Genomic DNA, 19,582 nt, shown 5'->3' with positions numbered 1-19,582 from the left:
CGCTGGCAATCACCTCTGCATTGCAAACGCACCGGGAGACGTCATCCTTGAGGCCGGCCACACCGTCTCTGCCCAGCACGAGTGGTTGCAGGCCGAAGGATCCATAGGCGAGGTCGCACGTGAGCTGCCGGATTGCACGATCGATCCCCCGAAGCCGGAGGAAGACTCGACGTGCTTCCTCGGCGGACGTGCTGGACGGGCTATGGATCCTTCGGCCTGCAACCACTTGCACGAAACAGGTTGTGGCGTGGTCGGCCTCAGGATGACGTCGGGGGGATGGGCGCAGGATCGGGAGATGAGGAGCACGAAAGCGGGCCGGGGAGCGATGTCCCCGGCCCGCCTTCTCGATCGATTTCGCCGCCGTGCTTACCGCGTCCCGTCATCCCCCGTGGCGTCGCCGGAGCACTCTTCCACGCCCGGCTCGGCGATGACGTAGCCGTAGCCCTGCGGCGCGCGGACCTCGTAGACCATGAAGTCCTTCTTCATCTCCCGGCCGCGCAGCTCGTACCGGCCCGGCTGCAGCGTCGCGAGCACCCGGTTGGGCAGCTTGCGCGTGGTGGTGTAGCCCACCGGGTACGGCCGTTCGAGCAGCGCGGCGGGGTGGGCGACGCGCAGGCACCCCGGCTTGCCGCACGCCGCCGCCAGCACCAGCGCCGCGGCGGCGGCGAGTCTCGGCGTCAATGCGGGACGGGGAGGAAGAAGAAGGCGATGCCGAGGATGGTGTACACCGCCAGCAGCTGCACCCCCTCCATCCAGTGGCTTTCGCCGTCCGCGGCCACGTACCCCATGATCAGCACCGAGACGGCGATCGCCATCACCTCCAGCCGCGTGAAGATCAGGTCCATCGGGCGCGGGGCCAGCGCGTAGCTCAGCAGGACGAGCACGGGGGCCACGAAGAGCGCCACCTGGATCGACGAGCCCACCGCGATGTTGATGGCGATGTCCATCTTGTTCTTCAGCGCCATGATCACCGCGGTCGAGTGCTCGGCCGCGTTGCCGATGATGGCCACGACGATGACGCCCACGAACACCTCGCTCCACCCCAGCGACTCGGCCGTCTCCGCCGCGGCGCCCACCAGGAACTCGGCCATGAACGCGATCCCCACCGTCGCCAGCAGCAGCGTCAGCACGGGGCGCCACATCGGCGGCGGGTGGTGGTCTTCCGGCTCGAAGTCCTCCTTCCCGATGTCGCCCACGTACAGGTGCCGGTGCGTCTTCAGCGTGAAGACCAGCGACAGCGCGTAGGTGACGATGAGGACGATCGCGATCTCCAGGCTGAGGTTGTGCTCCTGCTTGATCGCGGTGTTCCCCACGATCGCGTGGAACACGGCGGGAACGAGCAGGCCGACCGCGGAGAGGACGAGGAGCGTGGTTCCCGCCGCCGCCGCGGTGGCGTTGAACTTCTGCGTCTGGAAGCGGAGGCCGCCGGCCAGGGTGCTGAGCCCGAAGACCAGCAGGATGTTGCCGATGATGGAGCCGGTGATCGACGCCTTCACCAGGTCGAAGTACCCGGCCCGCAGCGCGATGATGGCGATGATGAGCTCGGCCGCGTTGCCGAAGGTGGCGTTCAGCAGGCCGCCCACGCCTTCGCCCATCTGCTCCGCCAGCGCCTCGGTGGCGTGGCCCATCATCCCGGCCAGCGGGATCACGGCCAGGCACGACAGGATGAAGATGAGCACGGGGTGCGCGTGCAGCGCGTACTCCGCCACGAACGCCACCGGCACGAACACCAGCAGGGTGTTCAGCCAGTTGCCGCCGAACAGGCGCTTGATCACTCTGGGTTTCCTCTGGGTTCAGGGGGGTGGGCCCCCGGACGTGTGGGAGGTGAGCAGATTACCCGCAGGAGGCGGCCGACGCAACGTCGCGCATCCCTGCGACGCGGGTGAGACGGGATAGCTGGGCGAGGCTTGCGCTTCGGCCGCACCCTGCCCGCCTTGCGACACTACCCGCCGCATCAGCCGGTTGCGTCGCGGGATGCGAGGTGTCAGCGCTCCACCGGGATGCATGACAGCAGTCCCGAAGGGGCTTGGTGCTGTTGTTGCCCCCGAATTCCATTCGGGGTGAGCGGAGGCACCAACAGCATCGAAGGGGCCCCGGATCCCTCCGGCGCCCCTTCGATTTTCCATCTGCCGGGTGCGCCCGTCAGCAGGCGCTTGCCCCGGTCACGTTCGCGCCTCCGGCTCCTACCGCGCCGCGACGGTGAAGTTGATCGTGCCGCGCATCACGTGGCCGTCGTGGGCCATGGTGCGCCAGGCCAGCGCGTAGCGGCCGGGCGTCAGGCGCCCGCGCGTGTTCGCCGCCACCGACGGGTTCTCGCCGCGCGGATGGTGGGCGCTGAGCGCGGTCAGCGGTACCTGCCGGCCGTTGGCGCCGGTGAGGTGCAGCGAGGTGACGCGCAGCTCCGGCGCCTCGGTGAACCACAGCTCGATGTGGCACGGCCCGGGGGGCAGCGCCGCGTCCTCGGCCGGGGTGGACCGCACCAGCCGCAGGTGGAACGCCGCCTCGGCCTCGGCGCGCGTCGCCAGCGGACGCGCCGCCACGGCGCCCGCCGCGATCACCGCCGCCGCCACGAACATCGAGATCCTTCGCACACCACGCATCATCTTCACGCTCTCCTTCGCAGGTTCATCTCCGCCGTCCGGCATCTTCCATCTCTCACGACCCGCCGTCGCCGGCCGCATCGGCCTCGGACAATCCGGCCGCCGCGAGCGCCGCCGGAAGATCGCCGTAGCGCTCCATCTCCGCCACCCTGCCCGCTTCGACGCGGAAGCGGGTGGCGACGTCCGCCTCGCCCTTCACCGCGCCCGTCTCCGCGTCGCGCCACACGCCGTGCTGCGCGACGACGACGCAGTCGCCGTGGACGTACACCGCGCGGGTGGCGAAGGTGGCGCCGGCGTGGGCCAGCCAGGCGCGCAGCACGGCGTGCCCCCGCGCCGTCCCCCGCGGCCCGACGATCGCCACGTCGGGAGAGGTCACCACCACCGCGGCGTCGGCATCGCCCGCGTTCACGGCGGTGATCCACGCGTGCACCGTATCGACGGTTGAAGACGTCATCGCCCTGAGTGGTGTTAAGAGAGCGGCGTCACCACGCCGTCGCGGATGGTCCAGCGCGGCAGCCCGCCGCCGTGGATCTGCACGTCCGTCTCCTTGGGCGAGGTCAGGATCACCTGCCCCGAGCCGGACTGGTCGATCCACTCGATGATGCGCCGCGAGCGCCCGGGGTCCAGCTCCGCGAACACGTCGTCCAGCAGGATCACGCTTTCGCGGCCGCGGGTGGCGCGGATCGTCTCGGCCTCCACCATCCGCAGCGCGATGGCGGCCGTGCGCTGCTGCCCGCCCGAGCCGTAGGTGCGCAGGTCCAGCGCCTGCCCGTCGCCGCCGGTGGTGGTGAAGCGCAGGTCGTCGCGGTGCGGTCCGGCCAGCGTCATCCCCCGCGCCGCCTCGCGGTCGGCCACGCGCTCCAGCTGGTCGCGGAAGGCGCGCGCGACGTCATCGGCCGGCGGGGTGGCCTCGGGGAGGTCGACGGAGGGGACGAAGGAGACGAAGCCCGGCTGCCCGCCCGCCACCCGCGCGTAGTGCTCGGCGAAGCCGGCCGCGCGCTCCGCCACCCACCGCGCCCGCGCCGCCAGCACGCGGCTCCCGGCGGCGACGAGCGAGTCGTCGAACGCCTGCACCAGCGCGCGCTGCGCGTTCTGCCGCAGCAGGGTGTTGCGCTGGAAGAGCGCATGGCGATAGCGCTGCAGCGCCGGGAGATACCCGGGCTCCGCGAGCGAAAGGACGATGTCCAGGAAGCGCCGTCGCTCCCCCGGCCCGCCGGCGACGAGCTCAACATCCGAGGGCGAGAAGATGACCGCGCCGACCAGGCCCAGCGCGTCGCCCAGCCGCTCGGGCTCGGCGCCGTTCACCGTCACCTTCTTCTTCCGCCGCCGCCGCTCGAACGCCGCGGCGATGGTGCGGTCGGTGCCGCCGGGGTCGCGCAGCGTGCCCTCCACGCGGAACACCTCCTCGCCGAAGCGCACCAGCTGCTCGTCGGGCGCGCCGCGGAAGGAGCGGAAGATCTCCAGGTAGTAGACGGCCTCGAGCAGGTTCGTCTTCCCCTGCCCGTTGTCGCCGATGATGGCCACGCCCTCGGGCGGGATCTCCACCACCTGCTCGGAGAAGTTGCGCCAGTTCCGGAGGTGGAGGCGGGAGAGATACACGGGAGAGGTCGGGAAGATGAAGGAAAGTCCTGAGTGCCAAGTCCTAAGTCCCAAGTGGAAGACGCAGGATGACGTCGTCCGCATCCGTTCCACTTAGGACCTGGGACTCAGGACTCAGGACTTCGGTTTCCACTCCTTCATGCCGCAGCAGCCACCGCTTCGTATCCAGCTCCTTCCCCTCCCCGTCCGCTCCCGAGTACCCGCCGATGCCGTCGACGGCGACCACGCGATGGCAAGGGATGACGATGGGGATGGGATTGTGGCGGTTTGCCTGCCCGATGGCCTGCATCCCCTTCGGCTGGCCGACCTGGGCGGCGATGTCACGGTAGGTTCGTGTCTCACCGAAGGGAATCGCCCGGAGCGCGCTCCAGACACGCTCCCGGAACTCGGTTCCCTTCGGCGCGAGCGGCAGGTCGAAATCGCGCCGCGTGCCGGCGAAGTACTCGCGCAGCTGCTCGGCGATGCGCCACCCCAGCGCGTCGTCGCGCGTCGGCTCGACCCGCGTCCCCGCCGGGGGATGCGCGCCTTGCGGCCAGTAGTGGATCGCCGTCACCGCCGCGCCGTCGTGCTCCACCATCAGCGGCCCCACGGGCGACGGCAGGAGAAGGCGATGGACGGCGCGGGACGGCTGGAGGCGCGGCTTCATGGGCAGAATCTCACGGTCGAAGACGACGTACGAGAGCAGCCCCGCATCAACCACTCTCGCACTTTCGCACTCTCGCACTTTCGCACCTGTCGGCGCCTCAGCGGCCGGTGAACTCCGCCTTCCGCTTCTCCAGGAACGCCTGCATCCCCTCGCGCATGTCGCTGGTCGCCGCCAGCAGGCCGAAGAGGTTGCTCTCCAGCGCCAGCCCGTCGTCCACCGACATCTCCATCCCCCGCGTGGCGCACTCGATCGCCAGCCCCACGGCGATGGGGCCGTTGGCGAGGATGGTGGAGAGCGTCTTCCGCGCGGTATCCATCAGTTCCGCCTGCGGGACGACCCTGTTCGCCAGGCCGATGCGGTACGCCTCGTCGGCCTTGATGAACTGCGCGGTCAGCATCAGCTCCAGCGCGCGCCCCTTCCCCACGATGCGCGGCAGGCGCAGGGTGCCACCGTAGCCGGGGATGATGCCGAGCTTCACTTCGGGGAGGCCGAACTGCGCGTTCTCGCTGGCGATGCGGAGGTGGCAGGCCAGCGCCAGCTCGCACCCGCCGCCCAGCGCGAACCCGTTCACCGCGGCGATCACCGGCTTGCGCGACAGCTCGATGCGGCGGAACACCTGCTGCCCCAGCCGGCTCACCTCGATCCCGTCCACCGGGCCCATCTTCGACAGCTCGGCGATGTCGGCGCCGGCCACGAACGCCTTCTCGCCCACGCCGGTCAGGATCACGCCGCCCACGTCGTCGCGCCCGGCGATCTCCTCGAACGCCTGGCCCAGCTCGCGGATGGTCTGCTCGTTCAGCGCGTTCAGCTTGTCCGGCCGGTTCACCGACAGCACGGCGATCCGGTCCTGCACCTCGAGCGTCAGGTTGCTGTATTCGGGCATGGTCGTAAGCGTCTTCGGAGCGGTGGAATCCCGGGAATCGAGCGGCGACAACCTAGCGGCCGCACAAAGGTGGGGCAACGATGGCGGAATACAAGCGCGACACGTTCGGGCCCTTGTATGTCACCGCGAAAGCGTACAGATTAGCGGCGTCCAGCACGTTCCCTCATCCCAATGCCAAGCCGAGAATGGAGGGGGAGAGATGCCCAGTAGTCGTGAACACTTCGAGCGAGCGCGAGAGATCATCGAGAAGTACCGCCCCGATCCCGTCAAGACGGAGGCGTTGCGCAAGAAGACGCTGCTGGCGCTGCTCACGGTGAACGACATCTACGTGCCGAACGCCGAGCAGCTGGACAGCGCCGCGCTCCGGCAGGTGCTCGACGCGGCGACGGGAGCGACGTCGGAGATGCATCCGAACGGCCGCTGATCGGCTGAGAGTCGAGAGCTCGCGTGCACAACAAGCAGAGCCGCGGAGGAGATGATCATCCTCCGCGGCTCTGCGTGTCTGCGTGAACCTGCCGTTCGTCCCTTACCGCGGCGCCGTCACGCGGCCACGGCGCCCGCCAGCCCGGCGGCGGCCAGCGCCTCGCGCACCTTCGGCAGCTCCTTCGCGCGGAGCGGCTTCACCGGGGAGCGCGGCGCGCCGCCGTGCATCCCCAGCTCGTCCAGCGCGGCCTTGATCCCCGCGTTCCCCAGCTCGGCCACGACCGCGCGGTGCAGCGGCGCCAGCCGCTCCTGCAGCCGCCCCGCCTCCGCGAAGCGCTCCTCGGCGAAGGCGCGGCAGAGCGCGGCGCACTCGTGCGGCGCCAGCAGCGCGATTGCCAGGATGCCGCCGACGGCGCCCGCCTCCAGCGCGCCGTACAGCACCGCGCCGCTCCCCGCCAGCACCTGCGCGTTCGCGCCGCACGCGTCGACGAGCGTCGCCGTCGCCTTCAGGTCGCCGTGCGAGTCCTTGATGCCCATGATGTTGGGATGCCGCGCCAGCTCGCCCACCAGCCCCGCGGGAAGCTCCACCGTGCTGAAGCGCGGCGGCACCTGGTACAGGATGACGGGGATGGGCGACGCGTCCGCGACCGCGGTGTAGTGGTCGCGCAGCGCCTCGGGCGTCATCGCCGGGCGGAAGTACGCGGGCGGCTGCACCAGCACCGCGTCGGCCCCCGCCTCGGCCACGGACTGCGTGACGCGGATGGTGGCGCGGGTGGATTCGGCGCCGGTGCCGGCCAGCAGCAGGCGCCCGCCGTCGATCACGTCGCGGCTGGCGGCGGTCAGGCGCGCCTTCTCGTCCTCGTCCAGCAGCGGCCCCTCGCCGGTGGAGCCGAACAGCACCACGCCGGCCAGCGGCGCCTCCAGCCAGCGGCGCAGGTTGGCGCGCATCGAGACCACGTCCGCGTCGCCGGTGACGGGGTCGAACGGGGTGGTGGCGGGCGCGAAAACTCCTCGCAGGTCCATCGTCGTCACTTCACGGAAGATGGGGAGATCGGGATCGCGCCCAATCTACCCCGCCGCCCATCGCCCCGACAGCGCCACACACAGACGCACGGAGACAACGAGGCGAGACGACCCGCATCGTCCCGCCTCCTTTGATCCACCGGCCAATCCACCGGCTGATTGCGCTGCTACGCGGCGGTGAGCGCGGGCGATTCGCTGTGCAGCGGGAGGGTGACGAGGAAGGTGGTGCCCTCGCCGGGGGTGGAGTCCACGTCCATCCGCCCGCCGTGCCCCTCCACGATCTCGCGGCAGATGGCCAGCCCCAGCCCCATCCCCTTTCCCTTGGTGGAGACGAAGGGCTGGAAGATGCGCTGCAGGTCGTCCGGGGCGATGCCCGGGCCGTTGTCGGTCACGCGCACCTCGGCGTTCCCCGCCAGCCGCTCCACCGAGACCTCCACGCGCGGCGGCTTCTCCTGCCCCTCCATGGCCTCGCGGGCGTTCCGCACCAGGTTCTCGAACACCTGGCGCAGGTAGTACGCGTCGCCGTTCACCGTGGCCTCGCCGATGCGGCGCGAGTCCACCGCCAGTCCGGTCTCGGCGCTCTCGCGCGCCTCCACGTCGGCCACCTGCCGCACCAGGTCGTCCAGCCGCACCGGCCGGCGGTTCAGCGTGCGCCGCGAGCCGCTGGCGTACACCGACAGCTCGTCCAGCATGGCCACCAGGCGCTGGCTCTCGCCCACGATGGCCTCGCACACCTCGCGGCGCTGGTGCTGCTCGCTCACGATGCGCTCGTCCTGCAGGATGTCGGCGTGCAGGACGATGGTCTGCAGCGGGTTCTTGATCTGGTGCAGGATGCGCGCGGTGGCGGTGCCGATGGCGGCCAGCTTCTCCTCTTCCGCGCGGCGGCGGTCGCTGCGCCGGAGGAGCGTGATGATGACCGCCGTGGTGAACACCACGACGCTCAGGATCACCAGGATCCCCACGATGAACAGCACCTTCGTGGGGGCGCCGGAGGGAGCCCCCTGCGCGGCTTGGAGCAGCATGGAGCGAGGGGAGATGGAAGGGGATCGGGGCCGCGCAGGGTGGGGTGCGCGGCCGGGGTCAGTCGTCGCCGGTGTGGTCTTCGGTGCGCGACACGGAGAAGGCGATCACCTCGCCCGCCTCGTCGCCGTCGGGCACCACCGTTTCCACGATGATGCGGCGCACCACGTGGCGCGGGTCGTCCAGGCTGACCTCGAAGTCCAGCCCCAGCTCCGGGGCGGCCACGTGCGTGCGCACGCGGCGGCCGGGCTCCTGCTCCGGCGGCTCGGGGTTGCGCACCAGCGTTTTGGTGGACTGGCGCCCCGAATCCAGCCCCCGCGTCACCTTCACCTGCCTGAACCAGTCCGGCTGGTAGCCGATGATGTACGTGCGCCCGCGCTGGTCCTCTCCCCGCCCTTCCCGGTTGTGGCGTGCCATGGGTCTCTCCTCCGGCTCGCTCGAGGGGTGCCCGTACGGCGGCGTAATTCGGAAATGTCCCGCGTGGAGGGGTTCTTTGTCAAGGAGCGGACCGCCGCGCCGGAGCGCCCGCCTGCCGCGCTTCGCGCGCGCGTAACCGCATGGGAATTCTGCGCTTTTCCGTCCACCGGGCGTGCGCGGGCCCGCATCCCCTCTGCCGCGCGCCGCCCCATCCCTGTCTCATCCTGGGGCACGCGCGCATCACGGGAGCCTCCATCCGGCATCGCGCGGACGGGAGCTCCCGCATCCCGGCCACCGCGTGGTGACGCGGAGAATCACCGGTCCCGCATCCCCCGACGTCCTCGCATCTCCATCTACCGCAGATCCCGCGACGCTCACGCCGCGGATGCGTCGGGCGCCGGCTGGTCGCGCCCCGCCAGCGTCAGGTACGTCACCAGCAGCGTGGCGAAGAGCGCGGCCAGCGACAGCTTCACCGCGTTCGGCAGGTGCGAGGGGGAGATGAAGCCTTCGATGATGCCGGCGATCACCAACATCAGCAGCGTGCCCATGAACAGCTGCACCGATTCGCGCCCGCGCTCCACCAGCGCCCGGCCGCGCGTCTGGCGGCCGGGAAGGAGGATGGCCGAGGCCAGCAGCAGCCCCGCCCCGCCCGCGATGCAGATGGCGGTCAGCTCGAACACGCCGTGCGGGAGGATGAAGGCCCAGAGGTGCAGGTTCTGGTGGTAGTTGGCGAAGATCCCGGCCACCACGCCCAGCGGAATGCCGTTGAAGACCAGCGCCAGCACCGTTCCCACCCCCGCCAGCATCCCCCCGGCGTACGCCTTGATGGTGACCACGATGTTGTTGACCATGATCTCGCTGGACATGATCACCATCCCGCCCTGCTCCTCGGCGTTCACGTACCCCTTCCCCTGCGCGCGGCGCTCGGCAGCCAGCTCGGCGCGGGCCATCATCTGCGGCGGCATCAGGTCGCGTCCCACCGCCGGGTCGCGCCGCACCGCCGCGAAGGTGAAGAGCGCGGGAAGGTAGAAGAGCGCGCTGGCTACGGCGATGGGCACCCGGTGGCGCCGCACCAGCACCGCGAAGCCGCCCGTCACGAAGCGGCGCACGCCCGCCCACCCCTGCGACGGCGCGCGGTAGAGCAGGTTGTGCCCCGCGCCCACGGCGCGCTCCAGCGCGAACAGCAGCTCCGGCGAGCCGCCGTAGGTGCGCGCCCGCGCCAGGTCCGCCGAGAGCTCGCGGTACATCGCCGCGAAGCGCGACACCCGCGCCTCGCCCATGGCCGCCAGCCCGCCGCGGCGCGCCTCCTCCAGCATCCGCCCGTACGCGTCCCACGCCGGGCGCTGGCGGCGGAAGAGCGCGGTCGCCTGCCCCGACCCCGCGCGCCCGCCGGCGCCCGACGCGCGGCGGCGCAGCCCTTCCTCCTCGTACAGCATTCCCAGGTAGTGGTCCACCGGCATCTGCGCCTGGCGCGGGTCGTTCCCCAGCCGGTGCGCCAGCCGCTGCATCAGCGTGCCCGCCAGCCGCGCGCGCACGGGGTACTCCAGCGAGGCGCGCCGCTCCACGTACATCGACAGCGCGGCGAACTCCTGCTCGGCCAGCCGCGGCGGCCCCAGCGCCGGGGCGTTGCGCGGCACGTGCTCCTCGGGAATGGGCTGCCCGGAGCGGTCGCGCACCACCACCGTTCCCGCGGCGATGTCGCCCAGGCGCTTGGTGCGGGGATGCAGCATCATCGACAGTCCCGCCACGCCGCAGCTGATCACGGGCTGCAGGTCCACGATGCGCAGCAGGTTGCGCAGCACCGCGGCCTGCACGCCCAGCGGGTAGCCGCCGTCCTGCACCACGCGGATGCGCATCACCTTCTTCCCCGGCGTCTGGCCGTCGCGGAAGCACTCGAAGAACATCGAGTAGCCGAACGCCACCACCAGCTGGACGATCAGCAGCCCGCCGAAGAGCACGGCCACGCCCGTCTCGCCCGCCATGGCCACCGCGGGGAGCATGTACATGCTGACGATGAAGAGGATGATCCAGAACACCAGCAGGATCAGCCAGTCGATCAGCCGGGCCAGGAAGCGCGAGCCCATGTCCGCCAGCTCGTAGCCCACCGAAACGTGCTCGGGCGTCTCGATGTCCACCTGGCGGTCGTTCAGCACGTACGCCGCTGCGGCCTGTGCCATGGCTGTTTTTCGGGGGTGATGCGGAAGAAGGTGCTGCCGGAGACGGGGCCGCGCCGCGGCGGACGCGGAGGAAACGAATCTAATCGCCCCCCGCGGGCCCTGCGAGTGTGCGCGCCGCCGCCCGGACGATGAACCCGGCGGCGAGCACGGCGATGCCGACCCCCATCGTCCGCGGCGGGATGGACGCGGCCAGCAGCGCGCAGGCGGCCAGCCCCACGGCGGGGACGGCGTCCGGGTACAGCCTGCCTTCGCGCGGCATCCGCAGCGCGGCCAGGTTCGCCAGCGCGTAGTAGAGCAGGATGGCGAAGCTCGCCGCCGGCGCGATGGCGCGCAGGGTTCCGAACGCCGCCGCCAGCGCCGCGCCCGCGCCCACCAGCACCACCGCGCGCCGCGGCGCCCCGCTTCGCGCGTCCACCTTCGCCAGCGGCCGCGGCAGGTCTCCCCGCCGCGCCATCGCGAACACCATCCGGCTCAAACCCAGCAGCTGGGAGAGGAGGACGCCCAGCATGGCGCACACCGCGCCCGCGGAGACGATCACCTCCAGCTCCGGCATCCCCATCGCCCGCGCGGCCTCGGCCAGCGGCGCGTCCGTGCGCGCCAGCACCTCCGCCCCCACCGACCCCACCGCCGCCGCCGTCACCAGCAGGTAGAGAACGGAGACGCCCGCGACGGTGATCAGGATCGCGCGGGGGATGGTGCGCCGCGGCTCGCGCACCTCCTCGCCCAGCGTGGCCACGCGCGCGTAGCCCGTGTACGCGAAGAACAGCAGCGCCGCCGCCCGGAGCACCCCGCCCGCGCCCGACGGCGGCATCAGGGGATGGAGATGCGAGGCGTCGAAGCGCGCCACCCCCACCGCGCTGAACGCCAGCAGCACCGCGGTGGCGACGGCGACGATCCCCAGGTTCACCGCGCTGGACTTGCGGATCCCCAACGCATTCACGGCGGTGAAGAGGACGACGGCGACGACCGCCACCGCGCGCCCGGGAAGCCCCGGCGCGATCCGCTCCAGGTACGCGGCGATCGCCAGCCCCACGGTCCCTGCCGCGGCCGTCTTGCTCGCCAGGAACATCCACCCGGCCGCGAACCCGGCCCACGGGTGCAGCACGCGGTAGCCGTACTCGTACGTCCCCCCGGCCTGCGGATACGACGCCGCCAGCTCGGCCGAGCTCAGCGCGTTGGCGGTCGCCGCCACCCCCGCCAGCGGCAGCGCGAGCAGCACCGCCGGCCCTGCGACGCCGGCCGCGATCCCCGTGACCGCGAAGATCCCCGCGCCCACGATGGCGCCGAAGCCGATCCCCACCGCGTCGCTCAGCCCCAGCTCGCGCCGCAGCCCGGGCGCCTTGTCCCGCTCCCCCTCTGCCATAGCTTACCCGCTCCCGTGAGTCGTGCCGCGCCCCAATCTCGCACCGCGGCGGCCACTCTCGCACCTTCGCACTTTCGGCCCGAAGTCGATGACGCTGCCGTTCGAAGAATCCCCCGGCGTCCACCGCGTGGACCTGAACTGGGCCGGGCACCCCGGCCAGGTCGCCGCGTACCTGGTGGACGGCGGGGACGCCCTCGCCGTCGTGGAGAGCGGCCCGACGAGCACCCTCCCCGCCGTGCTCGGCGCCGTCCGCGCGCTGGGCCGCGCGCCGGAGGAGATCACGCACGTACTGGTGACGCACGTGCACCTGGACCACGCGGGCGGCGCCGGCACCCTCCTGCGCCACGCGCCCCGCGCGAAGGTGCACGTCCACCCGCGCGGCGCCAGGCACCTGGCCGATCCGTCCCGCCTCCTGGCCAGCGCGGCGATGCTGTACGGCGGGGAGATGGACCGGCTGTGGGGGGAGATGGCTCCCGTTCCCGCGGACCGTCTCGTCGTCCTGGAAGATGGGGACGAGGTGCGGATCGGCACCCGGCGCCTGCGCGCGGTCGACACGCCGGGGCACGCCTGGCACCACCACGCGTACCACGATTCCGACGCGCGCCTCGTCTTCACCGGCGACGTCGGGGGGATCCGGCTGCGGCACGCGCCGTACGTCTGCGCGCCCACCCCGCCGCCGGACATCGACCTGGACGCCTGGCAGGAAAGCCTGCGCCGCCTCCGCGCGCTGGATGCGGCGATGCTGCTGCCGACGCACTTCGGCGGCATCTCCGACCCCGGGTGGCACCTGGACGACCTCGCCGCGCGTCTCCGTGGCTGGGCCGCGTGGACAGAGGAGCAGGCCCGCGCGGGTGCGGATTCCGCCGGCATGGCCGCCGCCCTCCGCGACCGCGCCACCGCCGACATCGTCGCCGCCACGGGGAGCGAGGAGATGGCGCGCGCCTACGAGACCGCCGTCCCCTACCCCATGATGGCCGCCGGCCTGGAGCGCTGGTGGAAGAAGGCGCGCGCGGCCAGCCGGTAAGCGCCGGAGAACAGTGGAGATGCGACGGCGTGAAGCGCGCGGAAACAGCCGGTGTGGAGACCTCCCGCGCTACGGCTGGCGAACATCCGGCCGGGGGAAATTTGAGAGATTCACGGGGAAGTGGGACGCGGATGCTCGTTTCAATGCCTTGCGGCAGGCGGAAGCGGCCTATCTCCGGAAGCACCGGCTTGCCTCTGCCGGTGCCGGAATTCGCCGCAACTCATTTCGCCTCGGCGGCAGCGGCTGGCGGCGTGAGGAAACAGGAGTAATGGAAATTTAGTTCTGGTAATGAGATGCGGACCGGGTGCGCCGAAATCAGGGTAGACAAGCACGTTCCCACGAACGTATAGTTATGCACTGGCATAGCTGATTTATACCTCCGTGCTCCCGCAGCGTGCTCACGCGCGCGGGAGTACGAAACCTGCAGTACGCATGCGTGGACAGCCGGTGCTCGGGGCGTGCGCGCAAGTGCTTGACAGGTGCGGGGGCGGTCCTCAACTTGGGGCGCCGCACAAGCTCGCGGCACGCTTTCCCGCCAGATCTCCGGGAACGACCGCCCCTCCGTCACGCCTCTCTGCCGGCGCGTGGCGGAGTTTCGATCTAACGTTCGATACGGGCGCGGCGTGGACGGAGCTCCGGCGGGGCTGCGGAGCGGGTCAGAATCGGAAGCGGACGAGCGTTTCAGGGGCGGAACCGGCGGAGCCGGGCCGCCGCGCCCGCGCGGGGCGTCACCAGCAGTCAACACACCGGGGGATACGGCATGTTCAACAAGCTGGACCGGAAGAAGAAGAGCTTCTGGTCGCCATGGAGCATCGGGGCCGCCCTCCTCGTCGAGGCGGGGATCGCGCTCCTGATCATGCGCTCGGGGATGAGCGGACCGCTCAACAAGAAGAGCGACGAGCTGGTCGACTACGTGGAGGTCGAGCAGAACAAGCCCAAGGCTCCCGAGCCGCCGCCTCCGCCCCCGCCGCCTCCGCCGCCCGAGACGCCCGACGCGCCTCCCCCGGTGGCCAAGGGCTTCCAGGAGCTGGTGCCGCCCGTGGAGCCGCCCCGGGAGATCCCCAAGGTCGACCCCAACCAGGTGGCGGTGAACGCCAACGACTTCTCGGGCGTGGGCAAGGCCGGCGGCTCCGCCACCGGCTCGGAGAACGGCGTGCAGCAGTCCACCGAGCAGCGCACCGCGGCCCCCGACGAGGGGACGTACGAGCTCTCGGCGGTGGAGGAGCAGCCCTCGCTCTCCAACAGCTCCGAGGTGCAGCGGCAGCTGGCGCGCAACTACCCGCCCCTGCTGCGCGACGCCGGCGTGATCGGCACGGTGACCCTGCGCATGCGCGTGCTGGAAGACGGCCACGTGGACCCCGAGAGCATCTCGGTGGAGAACACCACCCACGACGCGTTCGCCGACGCGGCCAAGCGGGTGGTCGAAAAGATGCGGTTCCGGCCCGCCAAGGTGGGCGGCCACCCGGTGAAGGTATGGGTCACGCTTCCCGTGACCTTCCAGCTCCAGACCTGACGGGCGGAGCGCTTGGCACCCCCGCCGGCCGCGGACGCGGCCCGGCGGGGATCATTCGGCGGAGGCGGGCGCCGCAGGGCGCCGGCCGGCCGGCAACCCCTTGAGGATCGCGCGGACGAGCGCAAAGGAGACCAAAGCAATGGATTTCGCCAAGATCTGGCACAACACCGGCCTGTTCAACAGGGGGATCGTGATCTTCCTGGCGCTCATGAGCGTGGTGTCGCTTTCCGTGGCCGTGACCAAGTGGATCCGGTTCCGCAAGATGGCGCGCGCCACCCGTGCGTTCGCCCCGGTGTTCTCGCAGGCGCTGGAAAACGACAACATCCCCGAGGCGCTGGCCGCCGCCGACCAGTACCCCGGCAGCCACGTGGCCCGCGTGCTGGGCGAGTCGCTGCGCGAGGTGGCCCCGCTGCTCGAGGATCCGCGCGCCGCGGGCGCCGCGATCGTCTCCTGCGAGCGGTCGGTGGAGCGTGAGCAGATCCTGCTGGCCAACGACCTGAAGAGCGGGATGGGGCTGCTGGCCACCATCGGCGCCACCGCGCCCTTCGTGGGGCTGCTGGGCACCACGCTCGGCATCGTGCGCTCGTTCATGGGCATGGGCGAGACCGGCGCCGGCCTCGAGGCGGTGTCGGCCGGTATCGCCGAGGCGCTGATCGCCACGGCCATCGGCCTGGTGGCGGCCATCCCGGCGGTGTGGCTGTACAACTACTTCACCGCGCGCCTCGACACGCTGTTCTCGGAGCTGGCCTACGCCGGCCGCGAGATGATCGACTGGATGATGACGCGCCAGGCCCGCCGCGAGCTGGCCGGCGGCGGCAACCCCACCTTCCACCACGGGGACTGACCCCATGGCCGGAGGAGGACACCTCGGCGGAGCCGCCAGCTTCGGCGGCTCTCCCCTGCCGAAGGTTGCCGGGATGGAGTCGGACGTGAACGCCGACATCAACGTCACGCCCATGATCGACGTGATGCTGGTGCTGCTGATCATCTTCATGATCACGGTGCCGTCGCTGGCGGGGTACACGGCCATCCTCCCCAAGGCGAAGACCGCCGCTCCCGAGAAGGAGAAGCGCGTCACGCTGGGCATCGACCGCCAGGGGAACTTCTACATCGAAGGGAAGCAGACCAAGAAGGTGGCGCCCGACCAGCTTTCCGAGCAGCTGAAGCAGGCGTACGCCTCGCGTCCCGACGATCACGTGCTGTACATGAAGGCCGACAACCAGGCCGGCTACGACAAGGTGCTGACCGCCATCGACGCGGCCCGGATCGCGGGGGTCCGCCGCATCGGCGCCATCACCGAGCTGCCCCAGGCCAAGGCCAAGGAATAAGGAGACTGCCCGATGGCAATGGGAGTTGGCGGGAACAAGGGCGGTCCGGCGTCGGACATCAACGTGACGCCCATGATCGACGTGCTGCTGGTGCTGCTCATCATCTTCATGGTGGTGCAGCAGGGGCTGCAGCGCGGCGTGGCCATGCAGGTGCCGCCGCCCAAGGACAAGGACGAGGTGGCGCAGAAGTCCAACCCCGAGGACCAGATCGTGCTCGAGGTGAACCCCGGGCCGGCGTACGCCATCAACCGGCAGCCGGTGGCCTACGACGCGCTGGAGTCCACGCTGCGCGACCTGTACGCGCAGCGGCCGCGCAAGATCATCTTCGTGAAGGGCGCGGAGAACATGACCTACGGCGACATCGTGCATGCGGTGGACGCCAGCCGCGCCGCCGGCGTGGAGATCGTGGGTCTCGTGCCACGCCCCGAGGTGGGCCCCACGGCTCCGGCCGCCGCACCCGCGGCTCCCTGAGCGCCTGACGCGGCTCCATCCGGTCCAGCGCCGGCCGTCCCCTCACGGGGCGGCCGGCGCTTTTTTCGTCACAGGGGACAGGGGATAGGGGATAGGGAGGCCGGCGCGGCAGAAACGCCGGGGCTGGCGCGTTTCCCCGGAAAGGCGGCAGGCGGGAACCGCGGACGATGGAGGCGCGCATGCGGGGCACCCTTCCGGCGGCGAGCTTCGAGGTCGCGGCTGAGATCAACGTCACGCCGATGATCGACGTGATGCTGGTGCTGCTCATCATCTTCATGGTCGTCACGCCGGCGATGTCCATCGCTGCGCTTCCCCGGGCCCGCCACACCGAGTACCAGCGCGACAGGCACCCCACCCTGCTCGTGGACGCGCGCGGCGCCTTCGCCATCGACTTCGCGGGGCGGACGGAGCGGGTGGCGCCGGGGCGGCTGCGGGCGCGGCTGGCGGAGATCTACGCCCGCACGCCCGAGGATCACGTCATCTACCTGAAGGCGGACCGCGACGTAGGGTACGGGAGCGTGCTGACGGCGCTGGACGCGGCCCGGGCGGCGGGGGTGCGCCGGGTCGCGGCGATCACCGAGATGCCGCGGCGCGACGAGCGCCGCTGAGAGCGTCACCATCCACCGGAAAGCGGGAGGCGCGCATGGGCATGGCCGCGGCGAAGCGGGGCGGAGCGGTGGCGGAGATCAACGTGACGCCGATGATCGACGTGCTGCTGGTGCTGCTGATCATCTTCATGGTGGTGCAGCAGGGGCTGCGGCGCGGGATGGCGGTGCAGGTCCCGCCGCCGAAGACCGACCCGGCCGCCCCGAGCCGGCCGGACGGCCAGATCGTGCTGGAGGTGCTCCCCGGCGGCCGCTACGCCATCAACACGCAGCCGGTGGGCGCGGAGGGGCTGCAGAGCGCGGTGGAGCGGACCTTCGCCGGGCGGCCGCGGAAGGTGCTGTTCGTGAAGGGCGGCGAGAACCTGACCTACGGCGACGTGGTGACGGCGGTGGACGCGACGCGCGCCGCCGGCGTGGAGGTGATCGGGCTGGTGCCGCGCGCCGGAAGCTGAGCGGAACGCGGGCCGGGGCGAGGCGTCCGGGGCCGGCTGCGCGGCTGCGATGCGCAGACGGCCTCCTCCCCCGGCCCAGCGCTGCTTGGCGAGGCGAGCATCCGTGCGGGACGAGGAAGTCCAGGACGGTGCTGGTCGAAAGTGCGGTGGCCGGCCGCAGCATCGCGCCCTCTCCGGCCGGCCGAGGCCGTCCACCTCTCCCGTACCGGGAGAGGTAGCTCGACGAGATGGGTGCGGGTCCGAGGCATTGTGCCCGCCCGGCTCGCACGGATGCTGGAGAGCCACCCTCTCCCGGGACGGGAGAGGGTCGCGCCCTCCGGCGGGGGGTGAGGGCGGCGCGAGGTTGCGGACGCGCAGCCCGGTTTGGCGCCTCGGCGCCAAACACGCCCAAACCGCCCGTCGTCCCTTCCCGAAGAGCGTAAGACCTTGCGGGACAGCGGGTCCGGCGGCATACTACCCGCCCGGTTTGTGGGGGCCGCCGCTCCGTGAGCCTCACGGGGCGGCGGCCTTCGTTTCCGGGTGCGCCCGCGCCCGCTCCGCCCCCACCGGCTACCCGCTCACACGATGCTGAAGCTCTTCCGCCGCGTCTCGCTGACCCAGTGGATCCTGATCGGCATGGCCACCGGCGTGCTGCTCGGCTTCCTCTTCCCCGTGGGGAACGGGGGGTTCGAGGCCACGTCGCTGAAGCCGCTGTCGACCATCTTCCTGCGGATGATCAAGTCGATCATCGTGCCGATCATCTTCAGCACGCTGGTGATCGGGATCGCGGGGCACGGCGACGACATGAAGCGCGTGGGCCGCCTGGCGCTGAAGTCGCTCATCTACTTCGAGCTGGTGACCACCGTCGCGCTGTTCATCGGGCTGGGCGCGGTGAACCTAGTGAAGCCGGGCGTGGGCGTGCAGCTGCAGGCGCCCGCCACCACCGGCGCGGAGCTGGCGGCCAAGGGGCACGACCTGACGCTGGGCTCGTTCCTGGAGCACCTGGTGCCGCAGAGCTTTGCCGAGGCGGCGGTGCACAACGAGGTGCTGCAGATCGTCTTCTGGTCGGTGCTGTTCGCGGTGGCGCTGTCGCAGGTGCGCGGGCGGCCCAAGGAGCTGATGATCGGCTTCTGCGAGGCGCTGGCGGAGATCATGTTCAAGTTCACCGCCATCATCATGCGCTTCGCGCCCATCGGCATCGGCGCGGCCATCGGGGTGACGGTGAGCCACAGCGGGCTGGGCGTGCTGGTGAACCTGGGGAAGCTGATCCTGACGCTGTACGGCGCGCTGGTGGTCTTCATCCTCTGCGTCCTCCTTCCCATCGCCCTCGCCGCGCGGGTGCCGATCCGCAAGTTCCTGCAGGCGGTGCGGCAGCCGGCGCTGATCGCGTTCTCGACCACCTCGAGCGAGGCGGCGCTGCCGCGGGCCATGCAGGCGATGGAGGGGATCGGGGTGCCGCGGCGGATCGTGGCGTTCGTGATGCCCACCGGATACTCGTTCAACCTGGACGGTACCACGCTGTACCTGGCGCTGGCGTCGATCTTCGTGGCGCAGGCGGCCGGGCACCCGCTGACGTTCTGGCACCAGCTCACGATGATGCTGACGCTGATGATCACCTCCAAGGGCGTCGCCGCAGTGCCGCGCGCCTCGCTGGTGATCCTCTCGGGCACCCTGGCGACCTTCGGGCTGCCGCTGGAGGGCGTGGCCGTGATCCTGGGCGTCGACGAGCTGATGGACATGGCGCGGACCACGGTGAACCTGGTGGGCAACTGCCTGGCGACGGTGGTGATGGCGCGCTGGGAGGGCGAGTTCGACCCGAACGCCCCCGTGATCCCACCGGAGGAGTCGCCCCGCCAGCTGGGCGTGGAGCAGGAGCCCGGCGTGGGCCGCATCCCCGACCACCGCCCCATCGCCGGCGACATGGACCCGGCGTCGGCGGACTGACGCGGGCCGGGCGAATCGATCGAACGAGAAGGGCGAGACCTGGGTGTCTCGCCCTTTTTCGTGCTCGCACGGGCATCGCTGGATCTCACGCGGGAGACGCGGAGGCGCGGAGAAC

At 71.2% G+C, this 19,582-nt stretch carries 21 protein-coding genes; 9 read left to right on the top strand and 12 right to left on the bottom strand.

Annotation, left to right across the window (positions count from 1 at the left end; all coding sequences use genetic code 11):
• Positions 1–366 precede the first annotated feature (366 nt).
• The 7 genes from VLK66_RS22555 to VLK66_RS22525 all read right to left on the bottom strand — a co-directional run bounded on the left by VLK66_RS22555 (position 367) and on the right by VLK66_RS22525 (position 5,728).
• Complete coding sequence (locus tag VLK66_RS22555) at positions 367–681, bottom strand: hypothetical protein (RefSeq protein WP_325311746.1); 315 nt, start codon at positions 679–681, stop codon at positions 367–369.
• Positions 678–1,775, bottom strand: a complete 1,098-nt coding sequence (gene cax / locus VLK66_RS22550) for a calcium/proton exchanger (RefSeq protein ID WP_325311745.1) — start codon at positions 1,773–1,775, stop codon at positions 678–680. The genes VLK66_RS22555 and cax overlap by 4 nt, the downstream gene beginning before the upstream one ends.
• Before the next feature lie 408 nt (positions 1,776–2,183).
• The gene (locus tag VLK66_RS22545; protein ID WP_325311744.1) at positions 2,184–2,591 is read right to left on the bottom strand and encodes a copper resistance CopC family protein; all 408 of its coding nucleotides are present in this window, start codon (positions 2,589–2,591) and stop codon (positions 2,184–2,186) included.
• A gap of 64 nt (positions 2,592–2,655) precedes the next feature.
• Positions 2,656–3,054: a nuclear transport factor 2 family protein gene (locus VLK66_RS22540; protein WP_325311743.1), complete on the bottom strand. Its 399-nt coding sequence runs from the start codon at positions 3,052–3,054 to the stop codon at positions 2,656–2,658.
• 14 nt (positions 3,055–3,068) lie between these two features.
• Positions 3,069–4,199 carry a DNA replication/repair protein RecF gene (gene recF, locus VLK66_RS22535; protein WP_325311742.1) on the bottom strand — a complete coding sequence of 377 codons (1,131 nt, stop codon included), beginning with the start codon at positions 4,197–4,199 and terminating at the stop codon, positions 3,069–3,071.
• Positions 4,200–4,242: 43 nt separating this feature from the next.
• The gene (locus tag VLK66_RS22530; RefSeq protein WP_325311741.1) at positions 4,243–4,845 is read right to left on the bottom strand and encodes a methylated-DNA--[protein]-cysteine S-methyltransferase; all 603 of its coding nucleotides are present in this window, start codon (positions 4,843–4,845) and stop codon (positions 4,243–4,245) included.
• Positions 4,846–4,942: 97 nt separating this feature from the next.
• Positions 4,943–5,728 carry an enoyl-CoA hydratase-related protein gene (locus tag VLK66_RS22525; RefSeq protein WP_325311740.1) on the bottom strand — a complete coding sequence of 262 codons (786 nt, stop codon included), beginning with the start codon at positions 5,726–5,728 and terminating at the stop codon, positions 4,943–4,945.
• 199 nt (positions 5,729–5,927) lie between these two features.
• Here VLK66_RS22525 and VLK66_RS22520 point away from each other — a divergent pair, with 199 nt between their 5' ends.
• Positions 5,928–6,152, top strand: a complete 225-nt coding sequence (locus VLK66_RS22520) for a hypothetical protein (RefSeq protein ID WP_325311739.1) — start codon at positions 5,928–5,930, stop codon at positions 6,150–6,152.
• Positions 6,153–6,268: 116 nt separating this feature from the next.
• On the opposite strand, the gene VLK66_RS22515 is transcribed toward VLK66_RS22520, so the two are convergent.
• The 5 genes from VLK66_RS22515 to VLK66_RS22495 form a co-directional block, all read right to left on the bottom strand.
• Complete coding sequence (locus VLK66_RS22515) at positions 6,269–7,174, bottom strand: dihydrodipicolinate synthase family protein (RefSeq protein WP_325311738.1); 906 nt, start codon at positions 7,172–7,174, stop codon at positions 6,269–6,271.
• 167 nt (positions 7,175–7,341) lie between these two features.
• Entirely contained in the window at positions 7,342–8,196 is an 855-nt protein-coding gene (locus VLK66_RS22510) for a HAMP domain-containing sensor histidine kinase (RefSeq protein WP_325311737.1), read from the bottom strand.
• Between the two features lie 58 nt (positions 8,197–8,254).
• On the bottom strand, positions 8,255–8,611 hold the full coding sequence (locus VLK66_RS22505) for a hypothetical protein (RefSeq protein WP_325311736.1): 357 nt from the start codon (positions 8,609–8,611) through the stop codon (positions 8,255–8,257).
• 374 nt (positions 8,612–8,985) lie between these two features.
• On the bottom strand, positions 8,986–10,788 hold the full coding sequence (locus tag VLK66_RS22500; protein ID WP_325311735.1) for a stage II sporulation protein M: 1,803 nt from the start codon (positions 10,786–10,788) through the stop codon (positions 8,986–8,988).
• A 79-nt stretch (positions 10,789–10,867) separates the two neighbouring features.
• A complete protein-coding gene (locus VLK66_RS22495) occupies positions 10,868–12,151 on the bottom strand; it encodes an APC family permease (RefSeq protein WP_325311734.1) in 1,284 nt (427 codons plus the stop codon).
• An 88-nt stretch (positions 12,152–12,239) separates the two neighbouring features.
• On the opposite strand from VLK66_RS22495, the gene VLK66_RS22490 reads away from it, so the two are divergent.
• The 8 genes from VLK66_RS22490 (at position 12,240) to VLK66_RS22455 (ending at position 19,467) form a co-directional block, all read left to right on the top strand.
• Positions 12,240–13,175 (top strand): MBL fold metallo-hydrolase, encoded by a 936-nt coding sequence (locus VLK66_RS22490; RefSeq protein ID WP_325311733.1) that lies wholly within the window; start codon positions 12,240–12,242, stop codon positions 13,173–13,175.
• Between the two features lie 760 nt (positions 13,176–13,935).
• Positions 13,936–14,688: a TonB family protein gene (locus tag VLK66_RS22485; RefSeq protein ID WP_325311732.1), complete on the top strand. Its 753-nt coding sequence runs from the start codon at positions 13,936–13,938 to the stop codon at positions 14,686–14,688.
• 139 nt (positions 14,689–14,827) lie between these two features.
• Complete coding sequence (locus VLK66_RS22480) at positions 14,828–15,532, top strand: MotA/TolQ/ExbB proton channel family protein (protein ID WP_325311731.1); 705 nt, start codon at positions 14,828–14,830, stop codon at positions 15,530–15,532.
• A gap of 4 nt (positions 15,533–15,536) precedes the next feature.
• On the top strand, positions 15,537–16,016 hold the full coding sequence (locus tag VLK66_RS22475) for a biopolymer transporter ExbD (RefSeq protein WP_325311730.1): 480 nt from the start codon (positions 15,537–15,539) through the stop codon (positions 16,014–16,016).
• Between the two features lie 12 nt (positions 16,017–16,028).
• Positions 16,029–16,487, top strand: a complete 459-nt coding sequence (locus VLK66_RS22470) for a biopolymer transporter ExbD (RefSeq protein ID WP_325311729.1) — start codon at positions 16,029–16,031, stop codon at positions 16,485–16,487.
• Between the two features lie 179 nt (positions 16,488–16,666).
• Entirely contained in the window at positions 16,667–17,095 is a 429-nt protein-coding gene (locus VLK66_RS22465; RefSeq protein ID WP_325311728.1) for an ExbD/TolR family protein, read from the top strand.
• A 35-nt stretch (positions 17,096–17,130) separates the two neighbouring features.
• Positions 17,131–17,544, top strand: coding sequence for a biopolymer transporter ExbD (locus VLK66_RS22460; protein ID WP_325311727.1), 414 nt, complete (start codon positions 17,131–17,133; stop codon positions 17,542–17,544).
• A gap of 564 nt (positions 17,545–18,108) precedes the next feature.
• On the top strand, positions 18,109–19,467 hold the full coding sequence (locus tag VLK66_RS22455) for a dicarboxylate/amino acid:cation symporter (protein ID WP_325311726.1): 1,359 nt from the start codon (positions 18,109–18,111) through the stop codon (positions 19,465–19,467).
• The last annotated feature ends 115 nt before the right edge of the window (positions 19,468–19,582 follow it).

Origin of the sequence: Longimicrobium sp. (genome assembly GCF_035474595.1) — a bacterium.
Taxonomy (GTDB): Bacteria; Gemmatimonadota; Gemmatimonadetes; order Longimicrobiales; family Longimicrobiaceae; genus Longimicrobium.
Note: the sequence above shows the minus strand (reverse complement) of the source record. Positions and strands in the feature narration are given on the sequence as shown.